Below are 26610 nucleotides of genomic sequence, written 5' to 3'. Positions count from 1 at the left end.
ATGAGAAAATGTGGAAAAATGATATAATGAGATGGACGAAAAATTAACAAATTAAAATTTCTAGAGGTGAGAGAAGTGTGGCAACACATCCAACTTAAATCGAAATACTATAAAATTACGAGGAGATTGTAAGATGAGTAATTATATAAAATTAAATGAAGATAGATGGAATAATGTAAAAAATGACTATACTGAGCCATTGACACAGGAAGAATTAGAAGAAGTTAGAAAGCATCCAATTTCTGTCGCCTTAACTGTGGGGAAAAAAGTTCCGACAGAATGGTTTGAAAAAGCCAAGGGAAAAAAGATATTAGGTTTAGCTTGTGGTGGTGGACAGCAGGGTCCCGTTTTTGCTGCAAAAGGTTATGATGTCACCATCATGGATTTTTCTAAATCACAATTAGAAAGAGATGAAATGGTTGCAAAACGAGAAGGCTTAAAAATCAATACCGTTCAAGGCGATATGACAAAAGCATTTCCATTTGAAGATGAAACTTTTGATATTGTTTTTAATCCGGTTTCAAATGTATATATAGAAGATTTAGAAAACATGTATAAAGAAGCCTCTCGAGTATTGAAAAAGGGCGGTTTGTTAATGGTCGGATTTATGAATCCTTGGATATACATGTATGATGCTGACACTGTATGGAACAAACCCGATGAGGAATTACTTTTAAAGTTTTCACTACCTTTTAATTCAAGAGACCTTGAAGAGGAAGGTAAAATCACCATCAATCCAGAATATGGATATGAATTTAGTCATACCTTAGAAAGTCAGATTAGAGGACAACTAAAAAACGGTCTCGCTATGATCGATTTTTATGAATCGTGTGACAAAAGACATCGATTGTCACGTTTTGGAAATGACTACATCGCTACACTCTGCATTAAACTATGATCTTATAGAACATACTTCTGGAGAATAGCTCGTTTTATTTTACGATTAGAATTTGCCCATCACCAAAATACCGCAGGGATGTTGGGTGCCTATTATCATTTTATACTCAATGAAAACCAAAGAGCAAAGTAGGGAAGCTAGCCGTAGGTTGCTCAAAGCACAGCTTTGAGGTTGTAGATAAGACTGACGAAGTCAGTTACCTATACCTACGGCAAGGTGAAGCTGACGTGGTTTGAAGAGATTTTCGAAGAGTATTAAAACAAAACAATCCTAGTTTGGTTCAACCAAACTAGGATTTTCTAACACGTTTTTGTCTACGATAGCCGTTGAGTTTTTTATTTTCCCAATAGCTGTTAAAGATTTTTTCCTTGCTCTCGCGATTGATTTCTAAAAAGTAGGCATAAATCAAATCTATTAAAATGAGCATAGGGAGTTGAGCGGAAATACGCTGGATGTAAGAAGATTGACTATGGCTTGTCACAAGGACTGTTTCAGTATAAGCCTGACTATTTTTGTTTGGAGCGCTGGTAAATAAAATGGTCTTGGCCCCCATTTCCTTGGCGTCCAGCAAACTATCGAGGACGGATTGGGTAGTGCCTGAGAGAGAAAAGCCAAGTACCAGACAATTTTCATCCATGATACTAGTCGTCCAAGCAAAGCCATCCTGATCGGTCAAAGCTTCACAGACAACACCTAGACGCATAAAGCGCAGTTTCATCTCGCGGGCAATCAGACCAGAACTTCCCGTCCCAAAAAAGTAAACTCGTTCTGCGTCATCGATTAATTGGGCGACGCGTTCCAGTTGTTCTTCGTCAATCAAATCCTGAGTTTGTTCTCGCATGATACTGTAGCTTCGCAAAACACGTTTGGTCAAAGGACTGTGTTTGTGCGAATGAGTGTCCGGTTTACTAGCCTGATGCTGGTATTGAAAGACGAACTCTCGGTAGCCTGTAAAACCACACTTTTTGGCAAAGCGGGTCAAGGCTGCTTGGGAGATATGTAATTTCTGGGTAACTTGCTGAGAAGAGAGATCATCTTGGATCGTTTCAGCTTGCAAAAAATAGCGAGCGATTTCTTGCTCGAGCTCGGTTAATTCTTCAAAATGGAGGTCGATTATGGTTGCGATATCTGGCTTGTTCATGAGGCTCCTTTTTATGAGTCAAAGTCTTAAAAATTAACGCTTTCCTAACTATTACTATCATTATATCATAGAAAATAGGATAACCAAATAAAAAGGCATTTTCAATTAAAAGTCAAAAAATGCTTCGACTTTTCCAAGAGTTTCTCCGTAAAATATGGTACAATGAAATATACTGAGCTTCACCTGTTTGCTCTATTATTTTAGGGAAAATAAAGGTGGAAATCGGGAATTTTTCTAGAAAAGAGTCTTAGTTGTATGAGAAAATTTAATAGCCATTCGATTCCGATTCGGCTTAATTTACTATTTGCGATTGTCATCCTGCTCTTTATGGCCATTATTGGTCGATTGTTATACATGCAGGTGCTCAATAAAGATTTTTATGAAACAAAATTGGCCTCAGCCAGCCAAACAAGGGTAACAACCAGTTCAGCTCGTGGACAGATCTATGATGCAGCAGGGAAACCCTTGGTAGAAAATACTGTCAAGCAGGTTGTTTCTTTCACACGAAACAATAAAATGACGGCAGCTGAATTGAAGGAGACAGCCAAGAAACTCCTCACATATGTAAATGTAACCTCTCCTGATCTGACAGATCGACAGATTGCAGACTACTACTTGGCGGACCAGGATATTTACAAAAAAACAGTCGAATCCTTGCCAAGCGATAAACGCCTGGATTCAGATGGGAACCGCTTATCGGAAGCGACACTTTACAATAATGCGGTTGAAAGCATTGACGTGAGTCAACTTAATTATACAGATGACCAGAAAAAGGAAATCTATCTCTTTAGTCAGCTCAATGCTGTTGAAAATTTTGCGACAGGAACCATTTCTACGGATGCCTTAGATGATACCCAAGTTGCTCTCGTTGCATCAGCGTCCAAGGAATTACCAGGTATCAGCATTTCAACCTCATGGGATCGTAAAGTCTTGGACACTTCTTTATCGACAATCGTCGGTAGCGTTTCAAATGAAAAGTCAGGACTTCCAGCAGAAGAAGTTGATGCTTATCTCAAAAAAGGCTATTCTCTCAATGACCGAGTGGGAACTTCCTATCTTGAAAAGCAATATGAAGATGTTCTTCAAGGCAAACGCTCCGTCAAAGAAATCCATCTCGACAAACACGGAAATATGGAAAGTGTGGAAAATGTTGAAGAAGGAAGCAAAGGAAACAATATCAAGTTAACGGTTGACCTAGATTTCCAGAATGGTGTGGACGACCTACTCAAGAGCTACTTCAACTCAGAGTTGGGTAACGGTGGAGCAAAGTACTCTGAAGGGGTTTACGCCGTAGCCCTCAATCCTAAAACCGGTGCAGTTTTGTCTATGTCAGGGCTCAAACATGACTTGAAAACGGGAGAGTTAACACCTGATTCCTTGGGAACGGTAACCAATGTCTTTGTCCCAGGTTCGGTTGTTAAGGCAGCAACTATCAGCTCTGGTTGGGAGAATGGAGTTTTGTCAGGAAATCAAACCTTGACAGACCAACCGATTGTCTTCCAAGGTTCAGCTCCGATTAATTCTTGGTACACTCAGGCCTACGGTTCATTTCCGATTACAGCTGTAGAAGCTTTGGAGTATTCATCTAATGCCTACATGGTTCAAACGGCTTTGGGTATCATGGGTCAAACTTATCAACCTAATATGTTTGTTGGAACTAGTAATTTGGAATCAGCTATGGGGAAATTGCGTGCGACATTTGCGGAATATGGTCTAGGTGCTTCAACGGGCATCGACCTTCCAGATGAGTCAACTGGTTTTATACCAAAAGAGTATAATTTTGCTAATTACATTACCAATGCATTTGGCCAGTTTGATAACTATACTCCAATGCAATTGGCCCAGTATGTTGGAACCATTGCCAACAATGGTGTTCGGATTGCACCTCACATTGTTGAGGGGATTTATGGAAATAATGAACAAGGTGGTTTAGGGAACTTAATCCAAACTATTGATACCAAAGAAATGAATAAAATTAATATTTCTGAGTCTGATGTTTCCATCCTCCAACAAGGATTTTATCAAGTTTCTCACGGTGGAAGTTCTCTGACAACAGGTCGTGCCTTTTCAAATGGCGCAGCCGTTTCCATCAGTGGAAAGACAGGTACTGCCGAAAGTTACGTTAATGGTGGTCAAAAAGCCAATAATACCAACGCGGTCGCCTATGCACCGACCGAAAATCCCCAAATCGCGGTCGCGGTCGTCTTTCCTCATAACACCAACCTTACAAACGGTGTCGGACCTTCGATTGCACGCGACATTATCAATCTTTATCACCAACACCATCCAATGAATTAGAAAGGAACTTATGCTGTATCCAACGCCTATTGCCAAGCTGATTGATAGCTATTCAAAGTTACCAGGTATCGGAATCAAAACGGCTACCCGCCTAGCCTTCTATACCATTGGAATGTCTGATGACGATGTCAATGAATTTGCCAAAAATCTCCTGTCTGCTAAACGGGAATTAACCTATTGTTCCATCTGTGGTCGTTTGACAGATGATGATCCTTGCTCTATCTGTACGGATCCGACTCGAGACCAGACAACCATCTTGGTGTTAGAGGATAGTCGCGATGTGGCTGCTATGGAAAACATCCAAGAATACCATGGACTCTATCATGTCTTGCACGGCCTCATTTCTCCGATGAATGGTATCAGCCCAGACGATATCAACCTCAAGAGTCTCATGACCCGTCTCATGGATAGTGAGGTTTCAGAGGTGATTGTGGCAACCAATGCGACGGCAGATGGGGAAGCGACATCTATGTATCTCTCTCGTTTGCTCAAGCCAGCTGGTATCAAGGTCACTCGTCTAGCACGAGGACTAGCCGTGGGAGCAGATATCGAGTATGCGGACGAAGTCACACTCTTACGAGCCATTGAAAATCGGACAGAGTTGTAGGAGTCAGTTAAAACGTAGCTCATTTTGATACATAAGACAAGCCCTAGGAATTTTTCTAGGGCTTGTCTTTTTCTGTTTCTCATGAGAGGTGAACAAGCCTTGCTAATAAGACTACTCAAACTATAAGGCATCAAAAAACGGGTTTCCAAAATGACTAGTGGCGTCTTTGTCAAACTCATTCACTGAGCTATAGAGTTTACTCTAAGGAGATGAGGTCACTTGCCCTTAGGGTTTGTTTTGAAATCGTACTATTTTTGTGTTATGATATGGTCAATATACAATGAATAAAGGGAGTTTGAAGTATGGGTGGAAAGATAAAATCTAGCACGATAGCAGCAGAGGCAGCTATTAATGAATTGGTCGGGTATGACACGAGCAAGAAGCAAAATCAGCAAGTAGAATTTTCGTATACTTCTGAAATCGCTGGGATGGAAGCTGGACGTCAGGCCTGCAATCAAATGCTTCAGGCGGTCAGTGATTTTAGTTCAGCTGTTTTGACCCAAGCAAATAAGTTTCCAGAAATTGCTCATAAGATTGAAAAACGCGACGTAGAGCAGGCTAAGAGGTGGGAACATTAAAAATGGCAGATAAGAACGAAGAAAAACGCTACAAACTTTGGAGAGAAATTGTCAAGATTGACGATAAAGAAGAAAGTCTTCAGACTCTAAAAAGACAATATGAACAGCAGCTAACTCACTTTCACTCAGAAATCCAGAGCATCCACCATCGTATGGCGACTCTATTGGCTCTCTCGCCTAGTTCTCGTCAGGTGATAGAGCAAATCGAAAGTGATAATAGAACCATTCAACGACAGATCAACTCTTATGTAGATGAGGAACTGGATGAATTGGGAAAACAAACGAAGAAGGCTCGTCGGTCTTTCGATGAAGCTAGAGAAGAACTGATATCAGAAAGGAACCGGCTACCATGGGAGTAAAATACAGCGCACAAGAATCCCAAGAATTGATTCAGGCCATGACTAACAACCTCCAAGTCGCAAATGAAGTCACGGACCGCTTATCTAGTGGTTGTGACCACCTCATTTCAACCTTGGACTCAGGTGAACTGACAGGAGCAGCCTACACAGCTGGTAAAGGTCTCTTTACAGAGATTATCATCCCCTGTATCAAAAAGCTCCAAGCGGCGATAGATGATATCCAACTAGAGTTGACATCCTACAAGAATGCGGATGCTCAGGTTTCTGGATATGGTGATTTGGACCTAGACCAGCTCAAGGAACTGAAAAAGCTGAGGGAAGAGCAGTTAGCTATCGTAGAAGCTCAGATTCAAGCGAGGGAGAACTGGCTAAATCAAATCAAAGACCTCTTTAGTCTCAATTGGGGGAAAGCCTTCTCTGAAAAAACCATCCTCTACAATACCAAGTCTCAAATCGAGTCAGGTATTCAGGATTTGGATGACAAGATTGAAAAACTAGAATTTTTTGTCTCACAGGTTTCCCAGTATTTCAGCGATAGCCTAGAAGTCCTTAGTTTAGCGATTCAAGGAGCTACGCAACTAAGTAAAATCATTGTCGATAGCGATGGCAACTACTATGCGGACGGTCTGGACATGAGCTGGGTGCAAAAGATGAAGGATGTGAAGATTGTTTCGCATGCCAAAAGAGATTTTCAAGACTCGGAAACTCGTGCCATCAATAAAGCTTCTAGGGATATGATGCTATCGGATGATGGCGATGCCCACTATCGTGCCGAATTAAAGAAGCGCTTAAAAGGTCACGACAAGTCCGAATGGGATAAAATAATCGACGACTACAATCACACTCTTAAGATTGATGAAACAGGGAATATCATTGAAATTCATTCCTTGGAGCAAGGCTATGTCGTTTTAAAAAATGGGAAATACGATGCTGACTATACTCATTTGATTAACAAAAAGCTTGATGAACTAAAAGCCCAAAACTTTGAAGCAAATTCAGTCGAATTTTGGAGTGGAGTAGCTCAAATTTTCTCTGGTTTAGGAGTCTACTTTGCGAGTGGTGCTCTCGAAACATTGAGTATAATGGCTAGTCCACCAACAATGGGAGGAAGTCTCGTAGTTGGTACCGCAGTATCTGTATCAGTGGTACAATATGGAAATGTACTGATATCTAGTGGAGCAGTAACTAGCTTATCAGCTATTACAAATACGGCCTTACTAAATGGCGAAATTCAGGTTAATTATTCTAGCAACTATGACAGCTGGAAGGCAAATAGACCGACGAGTAAGACCATTTCTGGCAAGGGTGGTAAACAAATTGAAGCCCGAGTAGGAAATAGAAAAGTGAAGCTTCGTGTAGATTTGGAGCCTAATAGTGGTGCAGGAGGTCAAGGTAAACTCCAAGTCCAATCTGGTGGTGGAAAGTCAGGGTATAAAGTCAATGAGGAATTAAATATAAATGAAATTACGGGAAAAGATTATATCAGAAACTGGGTAAATAGAACTGGAGATTTGAAAAATCTAAAAAATAGTGTCAAAGAAGAAGTAATTGAGAGATTATGGAAGGGTTATCAAGAAATGATTAATTAAGGAGAAAAAGTAATGAAATTATCCATCAAAGGCGATTATACTAAAGAAATTCCGTTTAATTACTTAGAACTAGCGAAAAGGATGTGGTTTGAATCTTATAGAGACAAAGCTCTCTCTCTTTCCTATTCTGGATATTCTGAAATAGTGGAAGATGATGATTTGGGCATTCATCTCAAACTAAATAAGCAAGAATGTGATGAGCGCTGGTCTGAAGTACCTATTCAAGAAGGGATAAAATACCGCTTTTATTCACAAATTGATGAATATTTGAATTTAGATTATGAAGATGCTTATGTAACAGATTTTCGAGAAAATGGAGACTGTCTACGTCTCGCTTCTACCCATCTTGAACTACTCACTCTTGATAAAAGAGCATTCTATATCATGGCCATTGAGATTGCCACAATCTTTAATGGACAAATTAGCGAAGATGATAAGAAAAAATGGTTAACAGTCGAGGAATTCAAGGAAAAGCACCAAGATATCTTATCTCTAACTTTTGATGAAGCAAATGAGATAAGTTTGGAAGAAATTCAGACGATTGACGCTATTGACGATCCCATCTGGAAAGAATTGGATAGGAAACGCGAGGAATACATCAAAATCCACGGCGAACGTGTTTATGATGATGAGGAAGATGAGTGAGACTATATCTTAAAGGTGATTACACCAAAGAAATTCCATTTGATTACATGGAACTAGCGAAAAGGATGTGGTTTGAGGAAAAAGATGGAATAGAGCCGGATTTGTCGTATGCTGGGTTTCTAGAACTACCAATCGAGAAACTTTCTATTCATTTAGAATTAGATAAGGAAACTCATGATGATAGGTGGAAAAGTGTTCAGATTAAGGAAGGGATAAAATATGATTTTTTATCCCATAAGTCAGAATATATACAGCTAGATTACGAAGATGCAATGATGTCGGATTTTCGTGAGAAAGGTGAATGTTTAAGAATTTCTTCTAAGCACCTTGACCTTCTCACTGTTGATAAACGAGCTATGTATATTATGGCCATTGAAATTGCGACTGCTATTGATGGTCAGATTAGCGAAGATGATAAAGAGAGCTGGTTAAGTGTGGAGGAATTTAAAAAACGGCATGAGGATATCCTTTCGATGAGTTATGAAGAAGCTAATGAGCTGAGTTTGGGAGAAATTCCGTTTATGGACGATGTAAGAGACCCAGTCTGGGAAGAAGATGACCGTAGAAATGAAGAATACATCAAAATCCATGGCGAGCCAGTTTATGATGACGAGGAAGAATGAAATTATACTTAAAAGGCGATTATACAAAAAGAGTACCTTATGGTTATTTGGAACTAGCTGGCAAAATGTGGTTTCCAGAAGATGAGCAAATTTCTTACTCAAATGCTGGGAACAATGATGCATTACAAGAAGATTTTTTCTCAAATTTATCCTTGAGGAAAAGCACTGCTGATAAGAGATGGTCTAGTGTCCCCCTAAAGGAAGGGGTAAGAAGTCTCTTTTCACATATTAAAGAATGTATTGAAATTAATTTTGAAGATGCATTTGCTACAGATTATAATGAAAAGGGTGACTATCTCCGTATTTTAACCACCCATCTAGAAATTTTGACAGTTGATAAACGGGCTATGTATATTATGGCGCTTGAGATTGCAAAGGTGATTGACGGGCAAATTAGCGAGGATAATAAGAAGACATGGCTAACAGTCGAGGAGTTTAGGAAAAAGCACGAGGCTATTCTATCTCTGACTTTTGAAGAAGCAAATGAACTAAGTTTGACAGAAATTCAAACGATGGATGTTGTAGACGACCCTCTTTGGGAGGAAGAAGCTAATCGTCGAAAAGAATACATACTAGCACATGGAGGCGATATCTCAGATTTATGAGACTATATATTAAAGGTGATTACACCAAAGAAATTCCATTTGATTATTTAGAACTAGCGAAGAGGATGTGGTTTGAAAGTTATCAAGGAGAAGGCATCCCACTCTCCTATTCTGGTTTTCTTCAAATCAGAGATAGGAATGATATAGCCATTCATCTAAAACTAGATAAGCAGGATTGTGATGAACGTTGGTTGCATGTTCCGATACAAGAAGGAATAAAATACCGTTTTTATTCACAAATTGATGAAGATCTAAATTTGGAATTTGAGAATGCTTATGTAACAGATTTTCGAGAAAATGGAGACTGTTTACGTTTGGCCTCTACCCATCTTGAACTGCTCACTCTTGATAAAAGAGCGTTATATATCATGGCTATTGAGATTGCCACAATATTTAATGGACAAATCAGTGAAGATGATAAGAACACATGGCTGACAATCGAGGAATTCAAGGAAAAGTACCAAGATATCTTATCTTTAACCTTTGATGAAGCAAATGAGATGAGTTTGGAAGAAATTCAAACGATTGATGCTATTGACGATCCCATCTGGGAAGAATTGGATAGGAAGCGCGAGGAGTATATCCGAATCCATGGAGAGGTAGAGTTGGACGACGAGGAAGATGAGTGAGAATATATATCAAAAGTGATTTTAAGCAAAAAATAACCTTTACGACAAGAGAGCTTGTTTGGAAAATGTGGTTTAAAGAAAGAAATGGTCAAAAAATAAGTTTCTCAAATGTCGGGGATGATGAGATGTTGCAAAATGACTTCTATTTATCTTGGAGGTTAGATAAGTGGGGAGCAAGTGGCTCTCGTTGGAAAGATGCCAAGGTTAAAGGTGGTAGTGCAATCAATTCCCAAAAATATGAAAATATTGATTTGGATTATGAGGGAAGTTATGAAAGCGACGGTAGAGAAAAGGGAAAATATCTAAGAATCGCTTCTAATTATTTGGATGTTTTAACAGTTGATAAACGAGCTATGTATATTATGGCACTCGAAATTGCGACTGCGATTGATGGAAAAATTAGTGAAGATGATAAGAAAACATGGTTAAGAATCGAGGAGTTCAAGGAAAAGCACAAAGATATCTTATCTCTGACCTTTGACGAAGCAAATGAGATGAGTTTGGAAGAAATTCAAACGATTGATGCTATTGACGATCCCATCTGGGAAGAATTGGATAGGAAGCGCGAGGAGTATATCCGAATCCATGGCGAACGTGTTTATGACGATGAGGACGACGAGTGAAACTATATCTTAAAGGCAACTACGAAACTAGTATATACCAAAACTGTATGGAATATCCTTGGAAAATGTGGTTCAAAGAACGTAAGGGAGTGAAAGTTGGTTTTTCTTATGCATTTGATGATAATTTTTATTTGAGTTTAACTCTAGATAAATTTTCTTCAAATGATGAGCGTTGGGGAATGGCTGATTTTAGAATAGGAAAAGACTCTTGGGCGACTTTTAAGCGTGAAAATTTAAATTTAAATTTTGAAGATTCTTATGAAAGTGATGGGCGAGAAAAAGGAGACTGTCTTCGAATAATCACGACTCATAAGGATATTCTAACGGTTGACAAGCGAGCGCTCTATATCATGGCGATTGAGGTAGCATCTGTCATTGACGGTCAAATCAGCGAAGACGACAAAGAAACTTGGCTGAGTGTTGAAGAATTCAAAACGAAACATAAAGACCTACTGAATATGACCTACGACGAAGCAGTCGATATTAGTTTAGAAGAGATAAAGGTTTTGAAAGCTATTGACGATCCCATCTGGGAAGAATTGGATAGGAAGCGTGAGGAGTACATCCAAATCCATGGCGAACGTGTTTATGACGATGAGGACGACGAGTGAGAATTTACATCAAAGGTGATTATGCTAAAAAAATAACATTTACTACTATAGAACTAGTTTGGAAGATGTGGTTTAAAGAACGGAATGGCAAGAAAATAAGTTTCTCCAATGTTGGTGATGATGCTATGTTACAGGATGATTTCTTTTTTGGAGTTCAATTTGATAAATGGCGATTTAAGGATAAACGATGGAATCATATACCATACGACAAGAGCAATCCTTGGAATTCGTTTTCTGATGAAAACATTCAATTGGAATTTGAAAATGATTTTATTACTGATGGGAGAGAACGTGGAGAAAACCTTAGGATTGCTACGACACATACGGATATTTTAACGGTTGATAAACGAGCTATGTATATCATGGCAGTCGAGGTAGCTTCTGCCATTGATGGTCAGATTAGCGAGGATGACAAGGAGAGCTGGATGGATGTAGAGACTTTTAAGGAGTTGCACAAGGATGTCTTATCACTAAGTTACGATAAAGCAACCGATATCAGCGTGGAGGAACTGAAAAGTTTGAAACCTGTAGAGGATACTTTGTGGGATGAAGAAGAGCGTCTTCGTGAAGAATACATCAAAATCCATGGTGAACGAGTTTATGACGATGAGGAAGACGAGTGAGAATATATGTCAAAGGTGATTACACCAAAGAAATTCCGTTTGATTATTTAGAACTAGCGAAGAGAATGTGGTTTGATACTAAAGATGGGAAGACAATAGATATTTCTTATTTTGGGAATACTCGCCCATTTAAAACAGACCCAACTATTCACTTGAAATTGAATAAGTGGATGCATGATAATAGATGGAATAATGTTCAGTTGAAAGAAGGGATTATCAATAAATTTGGGAGTCATGTATATGAAAATCTTGAATTAGATTTTGAAGACAATCCAGCAACAGACTATCGAGAAAAAGGAGACTGTCTACGTTTAGCTTCTACCCACTTTGACCTTCTCACTGTTGATAAACGAGCTATGTATATTATGGCCATTGAAATTGCGACTGCTATTGATGGTCAGATTAGCCAAGATGATAAAGAGAGCTGGTTAAGTGTGGAGGAATTTAAAAAACGGCATGAGGATATCCTTTCGATGAGTTATGAACAGGCTAATGAGCTGAGTTTGGAAGAAATTCCATTTATGGACGATGTGAGAGACCCAGTCTGGGAAGAAGATGACCGCAGGAATGAAGAATACATCAAAATCCATGGCGAGCCAGTTTATGACGACTAGGAAGGTGAGTGAGAATTTATAATCCCACCTATTTGAAAGAGAGTGTTGATAGAGGAAAGGCGAATGTTAGATAAAGTAAAACAGTTTAAGTGGTTGATTGTATTGTCCTTGTTCCTATTAGCGATTCCTTTATATTTTACTTACAATCATTTCCAACAATCTAGTGCTTTAAAAGAATCCTTTGAGAAAAATGAAAGAATTGAAGTTCTTCATCGTTTGACGTCATCAGAAAAATATGCGTCTGACATCCGCAAGGCAGGATATACTATTCCTTCTGACGGAGCTATTCGATTGGATGGAGTTATTTATCCATTAGAAATAGAAGGAGAGTTACATTTGAAAATTAGCCCTCCCAAAAAGGATGCTAAGGATTTTCAGTTATTTTTCATCACACAGGTTAATGAAAAACAAACGCATGTAGCTTTTATTTTAGATAAAAATCTGAATTTAATTGATTCCAGCTATTCTCAGCAAAATGGTAACGGGAAAAGAGAGATTGTTTCTATCTCACAAGCCGAAGAAGATTACTTGTTGAGAAGTGTTCAAAGCGAGATTGATGACTTCATGAAAAAAATGTATCAAACCTTGTATGGTTAGATTGTTAGAGAAAGTAACTTCTTGCTCAACACAAAGCCGTATGAACAACACTTTCTAAGATTACTTAGACAGAGGGGGTGAGAAAAATGTCGGGACATAAAAAAATACTAATCGTGATTGCTTCTGTAATTGTTTTAGTTACTGGCTTGACTCTTTATTTTCAGTATCAAAGTCACCAAGAATATTTGCAATTAAAAACCTCCTTTGAAGAGAGGGACAATATAGTCGTCTTACAACGTTTAATGGCATCAGAAAAATATGCACCTGACATCCGTAAAGCGGGTTATGTCGTTCCTCCTGATGGAGCTATTCGTTTGGATGGAGGAATTGACTCCATAGAGATAAAAGGAGACATCGATTTGAAAATATCGTATCGTGGACGGGGGGTTACTGCTTATTTTGAAATAGAGATAGATGGTAAAATAACTAGTGTACTATATGAATTGGATAAGAACTTGGATATAGTTTCTAGCGCCTATTTTCAAACAAATGAAAAAAATAAAAATGAGAGAGTGACTATCCCCCAAGCCGAAGAAGAGCGACTATTAAAAATTGTTCAAAAAGAGCTTGAGGATTTCATGGAAAAGATGTATCAGACTTTGTATGGATAGTTTACCAGAGAAAGTAACTTCTTTCTTAACACAATGTCGTATGAACAACACTTCTATGATTATTTAGACAGAGGGAGTGAAAAAAATGTCGGGACATAAAAAAATACTAATCGTGATAGGTTCTGTAATTGTTTTAGTTACTAGCTTGAATCTTTATTTTCAGTATCAAAACCACCAAGAACATACGCAATTAAAAACCTCCTTTGAAGAGAGGGACAATATAGTTGTCTTACAACATTTGATGGCGTCAGAAAAATATGCACCTGACATCCGTAAAGCGGGCTATGTCGTTCCTCCCGATGGAGCTATTCGCTTGGATGGAGGAATTGACTCCATAGAGATAAAAGGAGACATCGATTTGAATATCTCAAATCCGGGACGGAATGGGGTTACTGCTTATCTTAGAATAGAGATAGATGGTAAAATAACTAGTGTACTCTATGAATTGGATAAGAACTTTGATTTAGTTTCTAGCGCCTATTTTCAAATAAATGAAAAAAATATAAAAGAGAGTGTGACTATCCCCCAAGCTGAAGAAGAACGACTATTAAAAATTGTTCAAAAAGAGCTTGAGGATTTCATGGAAACGATGTATCAGACTTTGTATGGATAGTTTACCAGAGAAAGAAGCTTCTTGCTCAACACAATGCTGTATGAACAACGAGAGGTGTTGAGGGATTTTACTAGAAAAAGATACCGTAGATAAGCTACAAAAAAATTACCCAAGTATTGATAATTTCATTCGAAATATTGAAACAGGTAATTAAGAGTTGACAGAGATGAGGTGATTAGATGAAGAAGAGGAAATTTGCAATTTTTTCGTTGCTAATAGTTCTATTATTATCTTTCTCTGGTTTTCAGTACTATAAATATCAGAGAGTTCACAATATTTTTGATGAAATATACTACGAAGAAAGTGATTATCACAATTATACGTTTCTATGGAAAGGTCGAGCTTTTTATAAGTTAAAAAGTTTAAAAATTGTGGACAATGGCTCTGATGAGTTGTATAGATATGCTATTAATTATAAAAGTGTAGACTTACCAAATACTATTCATTCTCTAGGTTATAATTTTTATTTTAATTTTCAGGGTATGACAAAAGTTAACCTGGAGATGCGTTTGAGACTGCCAGATACAGAGACAACCATAAATGTAGATTATTTGTACGATGTAAACAATCAGCAATTAGAACGGTTTATGTGGTACTATGATGATGAGAGTACAGGATATTTTCAGCAGTCTCAAGTAGAGGACTTTCTTGCAAAACACGGAAAGGCTGTTGATGAGATTCGCAAGGAAGCAGATAATGTACTCCGTAATAAAGTCCTTAAAGACTGGACCACTATCTACTCTAGTCGTTTTAGCCAAGATAATTGGGGAGAAGTGACAGTTAAGGATATATGGAGAACAGAATAACAAACGGAACGACGAGGTAATAGTTTTATAAAGGCAGGTTGCCATGACAGAGTTCTTAAGAATATTTTGTAAAAAAAGTTACTTTGGAGCAGTAAATGAGAAATAAAAGTAAGTCTATCCTATTTTTCCTATTTTTCCTTTTTTATATGGTATTGTTCATCATTAAGCCAATCTATCAATATTATTCATTTTCTAAGATGGATGTGAATAGTAGTATGGTTCAATTGATTCAAGATAAAAATGATCAGGATTGGCATGCTCTTGATAAGCATATTCATCTAGTGCCCTCAAAAGAAAATGGAAAGAACATCGGCCTTATCTATGTGGTGGATGACTATAATCAAATTGAAAGTAAGATTTCTTCTGAGAATCAAGCGGTATCCATCAGTTACAATAATCGATTACAAGGAGACAAGAGTGTTGAAATTAGTTGGTTAAATGGGGAAAAGCGGTTGTATCATGCTGGGAGATATTTGAAATTAGCAAGTGAAAATCAAGCTGTGATTGAAAGTAACACAGGTTCTTCAGTGACCGTTTGGGAACAACGCTCGGACAATGCGATGAATCAGTTATATACAGTTGTGAATCAGATGAGAAAGATAGTTTTAAATCATTTGCTTCAGAAAATTTTCTACTATTCGATAGCTTTGGTCTGCTTTCTTTTGGGTTGGAAAATATACTCTCTTTTAAGGAGGGATTGAGGGCCACAGTTCTTCTGGATTTTAATAGTGATGAGAGAGGAAAACTAAAATGCTAACACCCGTGTTATTTATTGTGTCTTTATTTCTACTTTTACGGCACTTTAAAAGCAGTCTCTCAAGAATGATCATCGGATTGTTGTATGGTTCGTTTGCGGCAGTTTTTATTTGTGTGGTTTTAAATGCTGGTAAGTACACTCTGCAACCAGGTCAAAGTGTTGAATTGAAAGTTTTTTCTAAAACAGAGCAGCTGGAGTATAATTCGGAACTACATTTTAAAAAATTAGATGATGCGAAGTTAAAATTGTCCGGTCGAAAAGGTTGGGGAATGAAAGACAGTAATATAGTCTATAATGTTGAAAAGCAAACAATAACGGAGCTAATTTTTTTAAAAGACAAAACCGAGCGCAAAGACTTACCAAATGATAAGAGTAAAAGTATCTATTTAGAAAGTGATGGTATAGTGGTTCAAGGGGAGATAAAGGAAGTATTTGGGGTGACGGAAGAAACTCCCTACACAATAACCATCACCAATGTAGACGACAAACCGGCGCACTTTGAAGCGCAGGTGGTGGATAGGTAGATTTAGGAACCGTAAACTAGGCCTCAGTAGTTGCAATTGTTTAGTAAAGGAGACTTATTTGCTTTGAAAGTAACAATCAGCTTGTTTCTTTCGAATATGCAAGAAAGGATCTAGTGGCGAATACTAGTCAAAATGTCAAAAAAAGATTTAGATAAACCTAATCCCGCAGTTGGAGAGTAAAATGTTAAATAAAATGAAAAACTATTATAAAAACAAACCAACTCAAGCTGTCTTAATGCTCTTAGTACTTATTTGGTCAGTATATGAGATTGGTGCGACCAGTTTGGCAAGTAACTCTGCATTAACTAAGGAATTCATGCATAGTCGGTATGTTATGGTTTGGCCAATAGTAGATAAGAAAATGAAATTATACCACTATAAAGAGGAGTGGACGACCCCTGCCTTAGACGGGTTAATGCATTTAGATTATAAAAATATTAAAATTACGGGGTATCCTTGTAAATATGGTCAACAAGTCTTCGCTGAATATAATCAAACTCCTAATAATAATTACGATATTTCATTTCCTTTAGAAGGAACACTGTCTGAAGCGTATTTTTCAACTTTGGATGCTAAATATTATCTGATATCAGAAAATGCAACTATTGTAGAGAAAAAGCTAGGTAAGAATATTGAGGATTTAATTCAGGAAATAGAATTAGTAAGAGAAGAGTTTAGCTCAGTTCTTACTAGGATGAAAATCCTTCGTTTGGTCTATTTGATTCTTCGTATGATAGTATTGTTGCAGTTTATCAAGTGGTCGGGTCAGCGTAGAAAAAGGAAAGAGAACGAAATTTTGCAGAATAGATAGAGCTCCAAAAAGGTATGATGATAAAGAGCTTCCAAACAATAAAAAAGTATTCATTTGGTAAAGAATGGAATTGTTGTCAGCTACCAAGGGGAGAAAGTTTTTTATGTAACCAATAACAAGTCCTACACGATCACCATCACAAATGTAGACGACAAACCAGCTCACTTTGAAGCTCAAGTGGTGGATCGGTAAAATTTCAGCTCTCAAATGAGGGCTTTTTTAGATTCAAGTTTCAAAAAAGAAGCAAATATGATATACTAAAGAACGAGTATTCTATTAGAATTAGGACAAGCAATATGAAACAAACAATTATTCTTTTATACGGTGGGCGTAGTGCAGAGCGTGAAGTCTCTGTCCTTTCAGCTGAAAGTGTGATGCGTGCGGTCAACTACGACCGTTTCACAGTCAAGACTTTCTTTATCAGTCAGTCAGGTGACTTTATCAAAACGCAAGAATTTAGCCAGACTCCAGGTCAAGAAGATCGTCTCATGACCAATGCGACTATTGACTGGGACAAGAAAATAGCGCCAAGTGCCATCTATGAAGAAGGTGCAGTGGTCTTTCCGGTTCTTCATGGTCCTATGGGAGAAGATGGCTCTGTTCAAGGATTCCTTGAAGTTTTGAAAATGCCCTATGTCGGCTGCAATATCTTGTCATCCAGCCTTGCCATGGATAAAATCACGACCAAGCGTGTCTTGGAGTCTGCTGGGATTGCCCAAGTACCTTATGTGGCTATCGTCGAAGGTGATGATGTGACTGCTAAAATAGCTGAAGTTGAAGAAAAACTGACTTATCCAGTTTTTACGAAGCCGTCAAACATGGGATCAAGTGTCGGTATTTCTAAGTCTGAAAACCAAGAGGAACTCCGTCAAGCTTTGGAACTTGCCTTCCAATATGACAGCCGTGTCTTGGTAGAGCAAGGGGTGAATGCCCGTGAAATCGAGGTTGGTCTCTTGGGCAACTACGATGTGAAGAGCACGCTTCCTGGTGAAGTGGTCAAGGATGTTGCCTTTTATGACTACGATGCCAAATATATCGATAACAAGATTACCATGGACATCCCAGCCAAGATTAGTGATGATGTAGTAGCTGTCATGCGTCATAATGCAGAAACAGCCTTCCGTGCAATTGGTGGCCTCGGTCTCTCTCGTTGCGATTTCTTCTATACAGACAAGGGCGAAATTTTCCTAAACGAGCTTAATACCATGCCAGGTTTCACCCAGTGGTCAATGTATCCACTGCTTTGGGACAATATGGGAATCAGCTACCCAGACCTAATCGAGCATTTGGTTGACCTTGCTAAGCAAAGTTTTGACAAGCGCGAAGCGCATTTGCTATAAAATGAAAGAGAGGGTAGAAGCCAGAACTATCACTGCATGGTGACTAGAGTTCTTGGACTTCAACCCTTTTTAAAGGAGTAGAAATGAAATTAACAATTCATGAAGTTGCCCAAGCTGTTGGAGCTAAAAATGATGTTAGTCTTTTTGCGGACGTTCAGTTAGAAAAGGCTGAGTTTGACAGTCGTTTGATTAGGACAGGTGATTTGTTTGTGCCCCTTAAAGGTGCGCGTGACGGTCATGACTTTATCGAAACAGCTTTTGAAAATGGTGCAGTAGTCACCTTGTCTGAGAAAGAGGTTGCAAATCATCCCTACATTCTAGTAGACGACGTGTTGTCTGCCTTTCAAACCCTCGCAGCCTACTATCTTGAAAAATCGGCAGTTGATGTCTTTGCCGTTACGGGTTCAAATGGTAAGACAACGACCAAGGATATGTTGGCGCATTTACTGTCAACAACCTACAAGACCTACAAAACTCAGGGCAATTACAATAACGAGATTGGTCTTCCTTATACTGTTCTTCATAAGCCTGATGATACTGAAAAGTTGGTCTTGGAGATGGGGCAGGATCACTTGGGAGATATCCATCTCTTGTCTAAATTGGCTCACCCCAAGACAGCCATTGTGACCTTGGTCGGAGAGGCTCATTTGGCCTTTTTCAAAGACCGTTCGGAGATTGCTAAAGGGAAAATGCAAATTGCTGATGGTATGGCACCAGGTTCTTTGCTTTTGGCACCAGCTGACCCGATTGTAGAGGACTACTTGCCTACAGATAAAAAAGTGGTCCGTTTTGGGCAAGGAGCTGAGTTAGAAGTCACAGACTTGATTGAGCGCAAGGATAGTCTGACCTTTAAGGCGAATTTTTTGGAACAAGCCCTCGATTTGCCAGTGACAGGTAAGTACAATGCCACCAATGCTATGATTGCTGCTTATGTGGCTCTACAAGAAGGAGTTTCAGAGGAGCAAATTCATCAGGCCTTCCAAAATCTGGAATTGACGCGTAACCGTACTGAGTGGAAGAAAGCAGCCAATGGAGCAGATATTCTGTCTGACGTATACAATGCCAATCCAACTGCTATGAAGTTGATTTTGGAGACATTCTCTGCCATTCCAGCCAACGAAGGAGGCAAGAAAATCGCAGTCTTGGCAGACATGAAGGAACTTGGTGACCAGTCTGTTCAGCTCCATAACCAGATGATTTTAAGCCTATCGCCAGATGTGCTGAATACCGTGATTTTCTATGGAGAAGATATTGCGGAATTAAGCCAACTTGCCAGTCAAATGTTCCCAATCGGTCACGTTTTCTACTTCAAAAAAACAGCTGACGAGGACCAATTTGAAGACCTAGTCAAGCAGGTTAAGGAAAGCCTCGGTGCCAATGACCAAATTTTGCTTAAAGGCTCTAACTCCATGAATCTAGCCAAGTTGGTAGAAAGTTTAGAAAATGAATGCAAGTGATTTTGCCAAATATCTGCAAAGAATGATTGCCATTACAGATACTGGATTAACCTTTACAAAAGATCCGTTTGACCGTGAGCGCTACGAGGACTTGCGAAGTCTGTTATATGAAATGTTGAATCAAGCATCAGACCTCGATACAGAAGAAGTTGCAGAAGTCTTGAAACCAACTTCCGCTTATGCAACTCCTCTGATGGACGTCCGTGCTTGGATTGTTGAGGATGAAAAAGTCTGTTTAGTTAGAGGAAAAGGAGAGGATAGTTGGGCTTTGCCAGGTGGTTTTGGTGAAGTTGGATATTCTCCAACCGAAAATATTCTTAAAGAAATTGAAGAAGAAACTGGTTTTAAAGCAAAAGCTGAAAGGTTACTTGCAGTTTTTGACACTAATCGTTTCCAACTACAGAGCAAACAATATGCAAAGTTTGTCTTGGAATGCCAACTTCTTGACGGACAATTTCAAGAGAATCAAGAGATTGCTGACCTTCAATTTTTTGCCATTGACCAATTGCCAGTCTTATCTGAAAAACGTATCACCAAGGAGCAAATGGAGATTCTTTGGCAAGTTTATAAAGGACAAAGAGACCAATATGTTGATTAGTTTATGCTAGAGAAGTTGACAAATCAAAAAAGGGTATCTGCAAGGTGCATTTCTGCAATACAAATGATATAATAGGTTGCGAATTTAAGACTCAAGTATTCTATGCATGGCATAGAATCAAGTTTTTTCAAAAAATTTAAAAGCTGGGGGGAGTGAATTTTTTTTACTGCCTCTAGCTAGATGAACGAGGAATAGAATATGAATTTGTGGGATAAATTATTTACCACACAGATATCAGAACCGCCCCAGTTTGAACTTCACTGGTACATTGGTTTGTTATGTTTATTGGCTCTTACTTTTTATGCTTCTTATCGTTTTCGCGATAAAGTGGCTTACCAGCGTTTTATTCAGATCCTTCAGTCTGTTCAACTGATTGTTCTGTATAGCTGGTATTGGGGCAATCTCATGCCTCTATCAGAAAGTTTGCCCTTCTATCATTGCCGTATCGCCATGTTTGTGATGCTCTTGATTCCAGGAACATCCAAGTACAAACAGTACTTCGCCCTTTTAGGAACTTTTGGAGCAACAGCAGCACTAGCTTACCCACTTTTTGATCCCTACCCATTTCCACACGTGACCATTTTGTCCTTCATTATCGGACATGTTGCCCTTTTAGGAAATGCGCTCCTATACTTGTTTAGAAGCTATCAACCTTCCCTTCTCGATTTGAAGAATGTGGCGGTAATTACCTTCGCTTTGAATGGCTTGATATGGGTTGTTAACTTAGTTGTAGGTGGAGATTATGGATTTTTAAACAAACCACCACTTGTTGGAAGTTTTGGCCAGCCCTTAAATTATCTCATTGTTTCGACTGTTATCGTGATAGCAATTCGCTTAACAGGGAAATTAGTAGAAAATTTTTTACAACAAAAATCGGAAGAATTTATTCAAGAGAAGATCTAAAATGATCTTCTCTTTTTTGGTTTTTTAAGAAGCAGAAAGGAAATTGTGAACGTTAACTTCAAAAAATCTCTTAGAAGAAGAATTTTTCTAGAATTTTCTCAAAAAACATGCAGGAATTTTATCAAAAACTAAGCACGATTGGATTTTTTGTGTTATAATATTCTTTGAATAGCTATGCCCAAACATAGTTATTAAATAGAAGTGAGAAACTTGGAAGACAGAGAGGATGCGATGTAATGACTAGAGATGGTTTTTTTACAGGCTTAGATATCGGAACTAGCTCGATTAAAGTGCTAGTAGCTGAGCATAGAGATGGTGAAGTAAATGTAATTGGTGTTAGTAATGCCAAAAGTAAAGGTGTAAAAGACGGAATTATTGTTGATATTGAAGCAGCTGCTTCAGCAATCAAATCCGCAATCACACAGGCAGAAGAGAAAGCGGGTATTTCTATTAAGTCTGTTAACGTTGGCCTTCCAGCAAACCTCTTGCAGGTTGAACCAACACAAGGAATGATTCCTGTAACTTCTGATACCAAAGAAATCACAGATAAAGATGTTGAAAATGTTGTCAAATCAGCTTTGACAAAGAGCATGACTCCTGACCGTGAAGTGATTACCTTTATTCCAGAAGAATTCATCGTGGATGGATTCCAAGGCATCCGTGACCCTCGTGGTATGATGGGTGTCCGCTTGGAAATGCGTGGCCTGCTTTACACAGGTCCTCGTACGATTCTACACAATCTTCGTAAGACGGTTGAGCGTGTAGGTATTCATGTTGATAATGTGATTATTTCACCTTTGGCAATCGTGAACTCCGTTCTCAATGAAGGCGAACGTGAATTTGGTGCGACTGTCATTGACATGGGTGGAGGTCAGACTACTGTAGCGACTATCCGCAACCAAGAATTGCAGTTCACCAACATCTACCAAGAAGGTGGAGATTACGTTACTAAAGACATTTCTAAAGTCTTGAAAACATCTCAAAAAATTGCAGAAAGTTTGAAACTGAACTATGGTGAAGCTTACGTTCCACTTGCAAGTAACGAAACTTTCCAAGTTGAAGTAATTGGTGAAGTAGAACCTGTTGAAGTAACAGAAAGCTACTTGGCAGAAATTATCTCAGCACGTATCAAACATATCTTTGACCAAATCAAACAAGAGTTGGAAAGAAGACACTTGTTAGATTTACCTGGAGGTATCGTCCTTATCGGTGGAAATGCAATTTTGCCAGGAATTGTTGAATTAGCCCAAGAAGTATTTGGTGTTCGCGTAAAACTTTATGTACCAAATCAAGTTGGAATTCGCAACCCTGCATTTGCGCACGTGATTAGCTTGTCTGAGTTTGCTGGTAAATTGACTGAAGTCAATCTTCTTGCTCAAAAAGCAGTTAAAGGAGATGAATTCCTTCGTCAAAAACCAATCAACTTTAGCATTCCAAATCAACGTTTGAATCCAGTAACGCAACCAAGTCCAGCACAAGCAGCTCCAGCTGAAACTGTGCAGGAAGCTCCAGTTGCTCCCAAGGAAGAATTCCAAGCAAGTTCTCAAAGTAAACCGAAGCTAACAGAACGTTTCCGTGGTTTGATCGGAAGCATGTTTGATGAATAAAAGAGGATAAGAAATTATGACATTTTCATTTGATACAGCAGCAGCTCAAGGCGCAGTTATTAAGGTAATTGGTGTCGGTGGTGGTGGTGGTAACGCCATTAACCGCATGGTTGACGAAGGTGTTGCTGGTGTAGAATTTATCGCAGCCAACACTGATGTACAAGCCCTTAGCAGTACGAAAGCAGAAACAGTTATCCAACTTGGTCCTAAATTGACTCGTGGTTTGGGTGCTGGAGGTCGTCCAGAAGTTGGACGTAAAGCTGCAGAAGAAAGTGAAGAAGCTTTGACGGAAGCTATCACTGGAGCGGACATGGTCTTTATCACTGCAGGTATGGGTGGTGGATCTGGTACAGGTGCAGCCCCTGTTATTGCACGTATCGCTAAAGATCTTGGTGCTCTTACAGTTGGTGTTGTGACACGTCCTTTCGGATTTGAAGGAAGCAAACGTGGTCAGTACGCTGTAGAAGGAATCAACGAACTTCGCGAGCATGTTGATACTTTGTTGATTATCTCTAACAACAACTTGCTTGAAATCGTTGATAAGAAAACGCCACTTCTTGAAGCTCTTAGCGAAGCAGATAACGTTCTTCGCCAAGGTGTTCAAGGGATTACTGACTTGATCACGAACCCAGGATTGATTAACCTTGACTTTGCTGACGTGAAAACTGTAATGGCCAACAAAGGGAATGCTCTTATGGGTATCGGTATCGGTAGTGGTGAAGAACGCGTTGTTGAAGCGGCTCGTAAAGCAATTTACTCTCCACTTCTTGAAACAACAATCGATGGTGCAGAGGATGTCATCGTCAACGTTACTGGTGGTCTTGATTTGACCTTGATTGAAGCAGAAGAAGCTTCAGAAATTGTCAACCAAGCAGCTGGCCAAGGTGTAAACATCTGGCTTGGAACATCAATTGACGAAAGCATGAAGGATGAAATCCGTGTTACTGTTGTAGCGACAGGTGTTCGTCAAGAGCGAGTGGAAAAAGTAGTTGGAGCTCGTAACAACCAACCAGTTGGACGTCCATCAACTAAAGCTCCACAAGCGCACACATTTGACCGTCAATTCGACTTGGAAGAGACAGCAGAAATGCCTAAATCAAGCCCACGTCGTTTTGAAACAAACCAAGCCTCTGCTTTTGGAGACTGGGACTTGCGTCGTGAGTCAATTGTTCGCCAAACAGATCCAGTTGTTTCACCAGTAGAACGCTTCGAAACACCAGTTTCACAAGATGAAGATGAATTGGATACACCTCCATTCTTCAAAAATCGTTAATCAATGAATTTGAAAAAAAATACTGAATTAGTTTTTCAGCAAATAGCTGATGCTAGTCAAGAAGCCAACCGTGCTCTAGATGCTGTTTCAGTAATCGCAGTGACAAAGTATGTAGATGTACAAACAGCGGAAGCCTTGCTTCCGCTTGGTGTCCGTCATATAGGTGAAAATCGAGTCGATAAATTTTTAGAAAAATATCAGGCCTTGAAAGATTACCCAGTTACTTGGCATTTAATAGGAACACTACAGAGACGGAAAGTGAAAGAAGTAATCCCATATGTGGATTACTTTCATGCTTTAGATTCCCTTAAGTTAGCCCAGGAAATTCAAAAGAGAACAGATCATGTTATCAAGTGTTTCTTGCAGGTCAATATTTCTGGAGAAGAAAGCAAGCATGGGTTTTCAAAAGAAGAATTGCTAGAACTTTTGCCAGAATTGGCTAAGTTAGATCAGATTGAGTATGTTGGTTTAATGACCATGGCTCCTTTTGAGGCAGACAGTGATGATTTGAAAGAAATTTTCAAGGATACGCAGGCTCTGCAAGCAGAAATTAGAGAAAAACAAATCCCTAATATACCGATGACAGAGCTAAGCATGGGAATGAGTCGTGATTTTAAAGAAGCGATTCAGTTCGGCTCAACCTTTGTTCGAATCGGTACAGCATTTTTTAAATAGGAGAGAGCTATGTCTTTAAAAGATAGATTCGATAAATTTATAGATTATTTTACAGAAGACGGAGAAGAAACGACTAACTACCAGACTCAACAAGAGGAAACAGTTAGCCCAGCCATCTCATCTTCTAAAGAATTACCAGCACCTGCTCAGTCAGGATCAGCAAAAGATGCAAATATTACTCGTCTACATGCGCGTCAGCAAGAATTGGCAATGCAAAGCCATCGTTCAGATGAGAAAGTGACAATTGACGTTCGCTATCCAAGAAAATATGAAGATGCAACTGAAATTGTAGATTTGTTGGCTGGCAATGAAAGTATTTTGATTGATTTCCAATACATGACAGAGGTACAAGCCCGTCGTTGCCTTGATTACTTGGACGGAGCCCGTCATGTCTTGGCTGGAAATATGAAAAAAGTTGCGAGCACGATGTATCTATTGACTCCTGTCAACGTTATCGTGAACATTGAAGATATCAAACTTCCAGATGAATCACAAAGCGCTGAGTTTGGTTTTGACATTAAACGAAATAGAGCAAGATAATGATTTTCTTAATCCGTTTAATCCAAAATGCGGTTAGCATTTATTCCATCATTCTCGTTGCATTTGCTCTTCTTTCATGGTTTCCAAATGCCTATGAAAGCCAGCTAGGTCGCCTAGTTATCAGACTTGCTCGTCCAGTTATTGAGCCCCTTCGTAAGCTCAATCTACAATTTGCTGGCCTTGATTTTACGGTTTGGGCAGCGCTGATTCTGATTCAGTTTGTTGGAAATCTCTTAACACGACTAGTCCTATTACTATGACAGTAAATCGAGCCATTTATCAGCATTTTTCCCAAGATGATATTCCCTTTATTGATAAGGGGTTAGAGTGGATCAAGCGGGTAGAAGATACCTATGCGCCGGTACTTACTCCTTTTATCAATCCCCATCAGGAACAGATCTTGAGGGTGCTAGCTGGGACATATGGACTGGGTTGCCAAAGTAGTGGTGATTTTCTTCCGACAGAGTCGGTTCGAGTTCTTCTCTATCCAGATTACTTTGAACCGGAGATATCAGACTTTGAAATGGCCTTGTTGGAAATTTGTTATCCGAGTAAGTTTGAGCAACTGAGTCATGGAAAAATATTGGGAACAATCATCAACCAACTAGGAATTGACCGTAAATTATTTGGTGATATCTTGGTAGATGAAAAGAGAGCACAGATTTTTGTCAATCGTGATTTTATTCCTCTTTTTCAGGATGGAATAAGAAAGATTGGCAGACTTCCTGTATCGCTGGAGGAATGTCCTTTTACCGATAGGATTATATCTAAAATTGACTATAGAGAACGAGAAATTTTAGTTTCGAGTTTTCGATTGGATGCCCTCTTATCAAGTGCCTTGAAATTATCTAGAAATCAAACTAGTCAACTGATTGAGAAAAAATCTGTCCAGGTAAACTATCATCTGGTTGAAAAAAGTGATTACCAGATCGCAGTTGGAGATTTGATCAGTGTGAGAAAGTTTGGTCGTTTGAAAGTTGTCAAAGACAATGGTCAGACCAAAAAGGATAAGAAAAAACTAACAGTCCGGCTACTTTTAAGCAAGTGAGAAGAAA

General features: G+C 39.0%; 33 protein-coding genes and 1 pseudogene. 33 read left to right on the top strand and 1 reads right to left on the bottom strand.

Annotated features, from left to right (window positions below):
• Positions 1-133: 133 nt before the first annotated feature.
• On the top strand, positions 134-898 hold the full coding sequence (locus tag HMPREF8578_RS11560; protein WP_000073843.1) for a class I SAM-dependent methyltransferase: 765 nt from the start codon (positions 134-136) through the stop codon (positions 896-898).
• Positions 899-1187: 289 nt separating this feature from the next.
• On the opposite strand, the gene HMPREF8578_RS11550 is transcribed toward HMPREF8578_RS11560, so the two are convergent.
• Positions 1188-2039: a MurR/RpiR family transcriptional regulator gene (locus HMPREF8578_RS11550; RefSeq protein WP_001039477.1), complete on the bottom strand. Its 852-nt coding sequence runs from the start codon at positions 2037-2039 to the stop codon at positions 1188-1190.
• Positions 2040-2294: 255 nt separating this feature from the next.
• Here HMPREF8578_RS11550 and pbp2b point away from each other — a divergent pair, with 255 nt between their 5' ends.
• From pbp2b to HMPREF8578_RS11400, 32 genes and pseudogenes are all read left to right on the top strand, one after another.
• Entirely contained in the window at positions 2295-4337 is a 2043-nt protein-coding gene (gene pbp2b / locus HMPREF8578_RS11545) for a penicillin-binding protein PBP2B (RefSeq protein WP_001224841.1), read from the top strand.
• Between the two features lie 10 nt (positions 4338-4347).
• Positions 4348-4944 carry a recombination mediator RecR gene (gene recR, locus HMPREF8578_RS11540; RefSeq protein WP_000966754.1) on the top strand — a complete coding sequence of 199 codons (597 nt, stop codon included), beginning with the start codon at positions 4348-4350 and terminating at the stop codon, positions 4942-4944.
• A 302-nt stretch (positions 4945-5246) separates the two neighbouring features.
• Positions 5247-5522, top strand: coding sequence for a hypothetical protein (locus HMPREF8578_RS11535; RefSeq protein WP_000509002.1), 276 nt, complete (start codon positions 5247-5249; stop codon positions 5520-5522).
• Between the two features lie 2 nt (positions 5523-5524).
• A complete protein-coding gene (locus tag HMPREF8578_RS11530) occupies positions 5525-5881 on the top strand; it encodes a hypothetical protein (RefSeq protein WP_000764040.1) in 357 nt (118 codons plus the stop codon).
• Entirely contained in the window at positions 5872-7470 is a 1599-nt protein-coding gene (locus tag HMPREF8578_RS11525) for an LXG domain-containing protein (protein WP_000538408.1), read from the top strand. Before HMPREF8578_RS11530 ends, HMPREF8578_RS11525 begins: the two co-directional genes overlap by 10 nt.
• 12 nt (positions 7471-7482) lie before the next feature.
• Entirely contained in the window at positions 7483-8115 is a 633-nt protein-coding gene (locus tag HMPREF8578_RS11520; protein WP_000777282.1) for a hypothetical protein, read from the top strand.
• Complete coding sequence (locus HMPREF8578_RS11515) at positions 8112-8738, top strand: hypothetical protein (RefSeq protein WP_001242115.1); 627 nt, start codon at positions 8112-8114, stop codon at positions 8736-8738. The genes HMPREF8578_RS11520 and HMPREF8578_RS11515 overlap by 4 nt, the downstream gene beginning before the upstream one ends.
• On the top strand, positions 8735-9343 hold the full coding sequence (locus HMPREF8578_RS11510) for a hypothetical protein (protein WP_000780963.1): 609 nt from the start codon (positions 8735-8737) through the stop codon (positions 9341-9343). Before HMPREF8578_RS11515 ends, HMPREF8578_RS11510 begins: the two co-directional genes overlap by 4 nt.
• The gene (locus HMPREF8578_RS11505) at positions 9340-9972 is read left to right on the top strand and encodes a hypothetical protein (protein WP_001242077.1); all 633 of its coding nucleotides are present in this window, start codon (positions 9340-9342) and stop codon (positions 9970-9972) included. Before HMPREF8578_RS11510 ends, HMPREF8578_RS11505 begins: the two co-directional genes overlap by 4 nt.
• Positions 9969-10595, top strand: coding sequence for a hypothetical protein (locus tag HMPREF8578_RS11500; protein WP_001223908.1), 627 nt, complete (start codon positions 9969-9971; stop codon positions 10593-10595). The genes HMPREF8578_RS11505 and HMPREF8578_RS11500 overlap by 4 nt, the downstream gene beginning before the upstream one ends.
• The gene (locus HMPREF8578_RS11495) at positions 10592-11206 is read left to right on the top strand and encodes a hypothetical protein (RefSeq protein ID WP_002893418.1); all 615 of its coding nucleotides are present in this window, start codon (positions 10592-10594) and stop codon (positions 11204-11206) included. The genes HMPREF8578_RS11500 and HMPREF8578_RS11495 overlap by 4 nt, the downstream gene beginning before the upstream one ends.
• The gene (locus HMPREF8578_RS11490; protein WP_001223897.1) at positions 11203-11829 is read left to right on the top strand and encodes a hypothetical protein; all 627 of its coding nucleotides are present in this window, start codon (positions 11203-11205) and stop codon (positions 11827-11829) included. The genes HMPREF8578_RS11495 and HMPREF8578_RS11490 overlap by 4 nt, the downstream gene beginning before the upstream one ends.
• Complete coding sequence (locus tag HMPREF8578_RS11485; RefSeq protein ID WP_002893417.1) at positions 11826-12443, top strand: hypothetical protein; 618 nt, start codon at positions 11826-11828, stop codon at positions 12441-12443. Before HMPREF8578_RS11490 ends, HMPREF8578_RS11485 begins: the two co-directional genes overlap by 4 nt.
• 63 nt (positions 12444-12506) lie before the next feature.
• On the top strand, positions 12507-13040 hold the full coding sequence (locus tag HMPREF8578_RS11480) for a hypothetical protein (RefSeq protein ID WP_000884836.1): 534 nt from the start codon (positions 12507-12509) through the stop codon (positions 13038-13040).
• An 86-nt stretch (positions 13041-13126) separates the two neighbouring features.
• A complete protein-coding gene (locus HMPREF8578_RS11475) occupies positions 13127-13651 on the top strand; it encodes a hypothetical protein (protein WP_000014134.1) in 525 nt (174 codons plus the stop codon).
• Between the two features lie 85 nt (positions 13652-13736).
• Positions 13737-14264 carry a hypothetical protein gene (locus tag HMPREF8578_RS11470; protein WP_000014135.1) on the top strand — a complete coding sequence of 176 codons (528 nt, stop codon included), beginning with the start codon at positions 13737-13739 and terminating at the stop codon, positions 14262-14264.
• Positions 14265-14443: 179 nt separating this feature from the next.
• Complete coding sequence (locus tag HMPREF8578_RS11465) at positions 14444-15070, top strand: TipC family immunity protein (RefSeq protein WP_000746266.1); 627 nt, start codon at positions 14444-14446, stop codon at positions 15068-15070.
• 215 nt (positions 15071-15285) lie between these two features.
• Positions 15286-15771 (top strand): hypothetical protein, encoded by a 486-nt coding sequence (locus tag HMPREF8578_RS11460; RefSeq protein WP_230454662.1) that lies wholly within the window; start codon positions 15286-15288, stop codon positions 15769-15771.
• Between the two features lie 49 nt (positions 15772-15820).
• Positions 15821-16351: a hypothetical protein gene (locus tag HMPREF8578_RS11455; RefSeq protein ID WP_000957421.1), complete on the top strand. Its 531-nt coding sequence runs from the start codon at positions 15821-15823 to the stop codon at positions 16349-16351.
• A gap of 181 nt (positions 16352-16532) precedes the next feature.
• On the top strand, positions 16533-17162 hold the full coding sequence (locus HMPREF8578_RS11450; RefSeq protein ID WP_000932873.1) for a hypothetical protein: 630 nt from the start codon (positions 16533-16535) through the stop codon (positions 17160-17162).
• 54 nt (positions 17163-17216) lie between these two features.
• Positions 17217-17354: a hypothetical protein gene (locus HMPREF8578_RS12625; RefSeq protein ID WP_000240324.1), complete on the top strand. Its 138-nt coding sequence runs from the start codon at positions 17217-17219 to the stop codon at positions 17352-17354.
• 104 nt (positions 17355-17458) lie between these two features.
• Positions 17459-18502, top strand: coding sequence for a D-alanine--D-alanine ligase (locus HMPREF8578_RS11445; protein ID WP_000814658.1), 1044 nt, complete (start codon positions 17459-17461; stop codon positions 18500-18502).
• An 83-nt stretch (positions 18503-18585) separates the two neighbouring features.
• Positions 18586-19959, top strand: coding sequence for a UDP-N-acetylmuramoyl-tripeptide--D-alanyl-D-alanine ligase (locus HMPREF8578_RS11440; protein ID WP_000778736.1), 1374 nt, complete (start codon positions 18586-18588; stop codon positions 19957-19959).
• A complete protein-coding gene (locus HMPREF8578_RS11435; protein WP_000994190.1) occupies positions 19946-20557 on the top strand; it encodes an NUDIX hydrolase in 612 nt (203 codons plus the stop codon). The genes HMPREF8578_RS11440 and HMPREF8578_RS11435 overlap by 14 nt, the downstream gene beginning before the upstream one ends.
• Positions 20558-20755: 198 nt before the next feature.
• Positions 20756-21460 (top strand): YwaF family protein, encoded by a 705-nt coding sequence (locus tag HMPREF8578_RS11430; protein ID WP_001055270.1) that lies wholly within the window; start codon positions 20756-20758, stop codon positions 21458-21460.
• Positions 21461-21696: 236 nt separating this feature from the next.
• A pseudogene (gene ftsA, locus HMPREF8578_RS11425) lies at positions 21697-22861 on the top strand (cell division protein FtsA); the annotation flags it as partial.
• Between the two features lie 17 nt (positions 22862-22878).
• Entirely contained in the window at positions 22879-23067 is a 189-nt protein-coding gene (locus HMPREF8578_RS12735; RefSeq protein ID WP_413470354.1) for a cell division protein FtsA C-terminal domain-containing protein, read from the top strand.
• A gap of 16 nt (positions 23068-23083) precedes the next feature.
• Complete coding sequence (ftsZ, locus tag HMPREF8578_RS11420) at positions 23084-24340, top strand: cell division protein FtsZ (RefSeq protein WP_000144262.1); 1257 nt, start codon at positions 23084-23086, stop codon at positions 24338-24340.
• A 3-nt stretch (positions 24341-24343) separates the two neighbouring features.
• On the top strand, positions 24344-25015 hold the full coding sequence (locus HMPREF8578_RS11415) for a YggS family pyridoxal phosphate-dependent enzyme (protein WP_001049614.1): 672 nt from the start codon (positions 24344-24346) through the stop codon (positions 25013-25015).
• 9 nt (positions 25016-25024) lie between these two features.
• Positions 25025-25555 (top strand): cell division protein SepF, encoded by a 531-nt coding sequence (locus tag HMPREF8578_RS11410; protein WP_000053366.1) that lies wholly within the window; start codon positions 25025-25027, stop codon positions 25553-25555.
• Complete coding sequence (locus HMPREF8578_RS11405) at positions 25555-25815, top strand: YggT family protein (RefSeq protein WP_000576501.1); 261 nt, start codon at positions 25555-25557, stop codon at positions 25813-25815. Before HMPREF8578_RS11410 ends, HMPREF8578_RS11405 begins: the two co-directional genes overlap by 1 nt.
• Positions 25812-26603 (top strand): YlmH family RNA-binding protein, encoded by a 792-nt coding sequence (locus tag HMPREF8578_RS11400; protein WP_000217809.1) that lies wholly within the window; start codon positions 25812-25814, stop codon positions 26601-26603. The genes HMPREF8578_RS11405 and HMPREF8578_RS11400 overlap by 4 nt, the downstream gene beginning before the upstream one ends.
• Positions 26604-26610: the final 7 nt, after the last annotated feature.

Origin of the sequence: Streptococcus oralis ATCC 49296, from assembly GCF_000185265.1 — a bacterium.
Lineage (GTDB): Bacteria > Bacillota > Bacilli > Lactobacillales > Streptococcaceae > Streptococcus > Streptococcus oralis_BC.
This window is presented reverse-complemented; position numbering and strand designations above follow the sequence as displayed.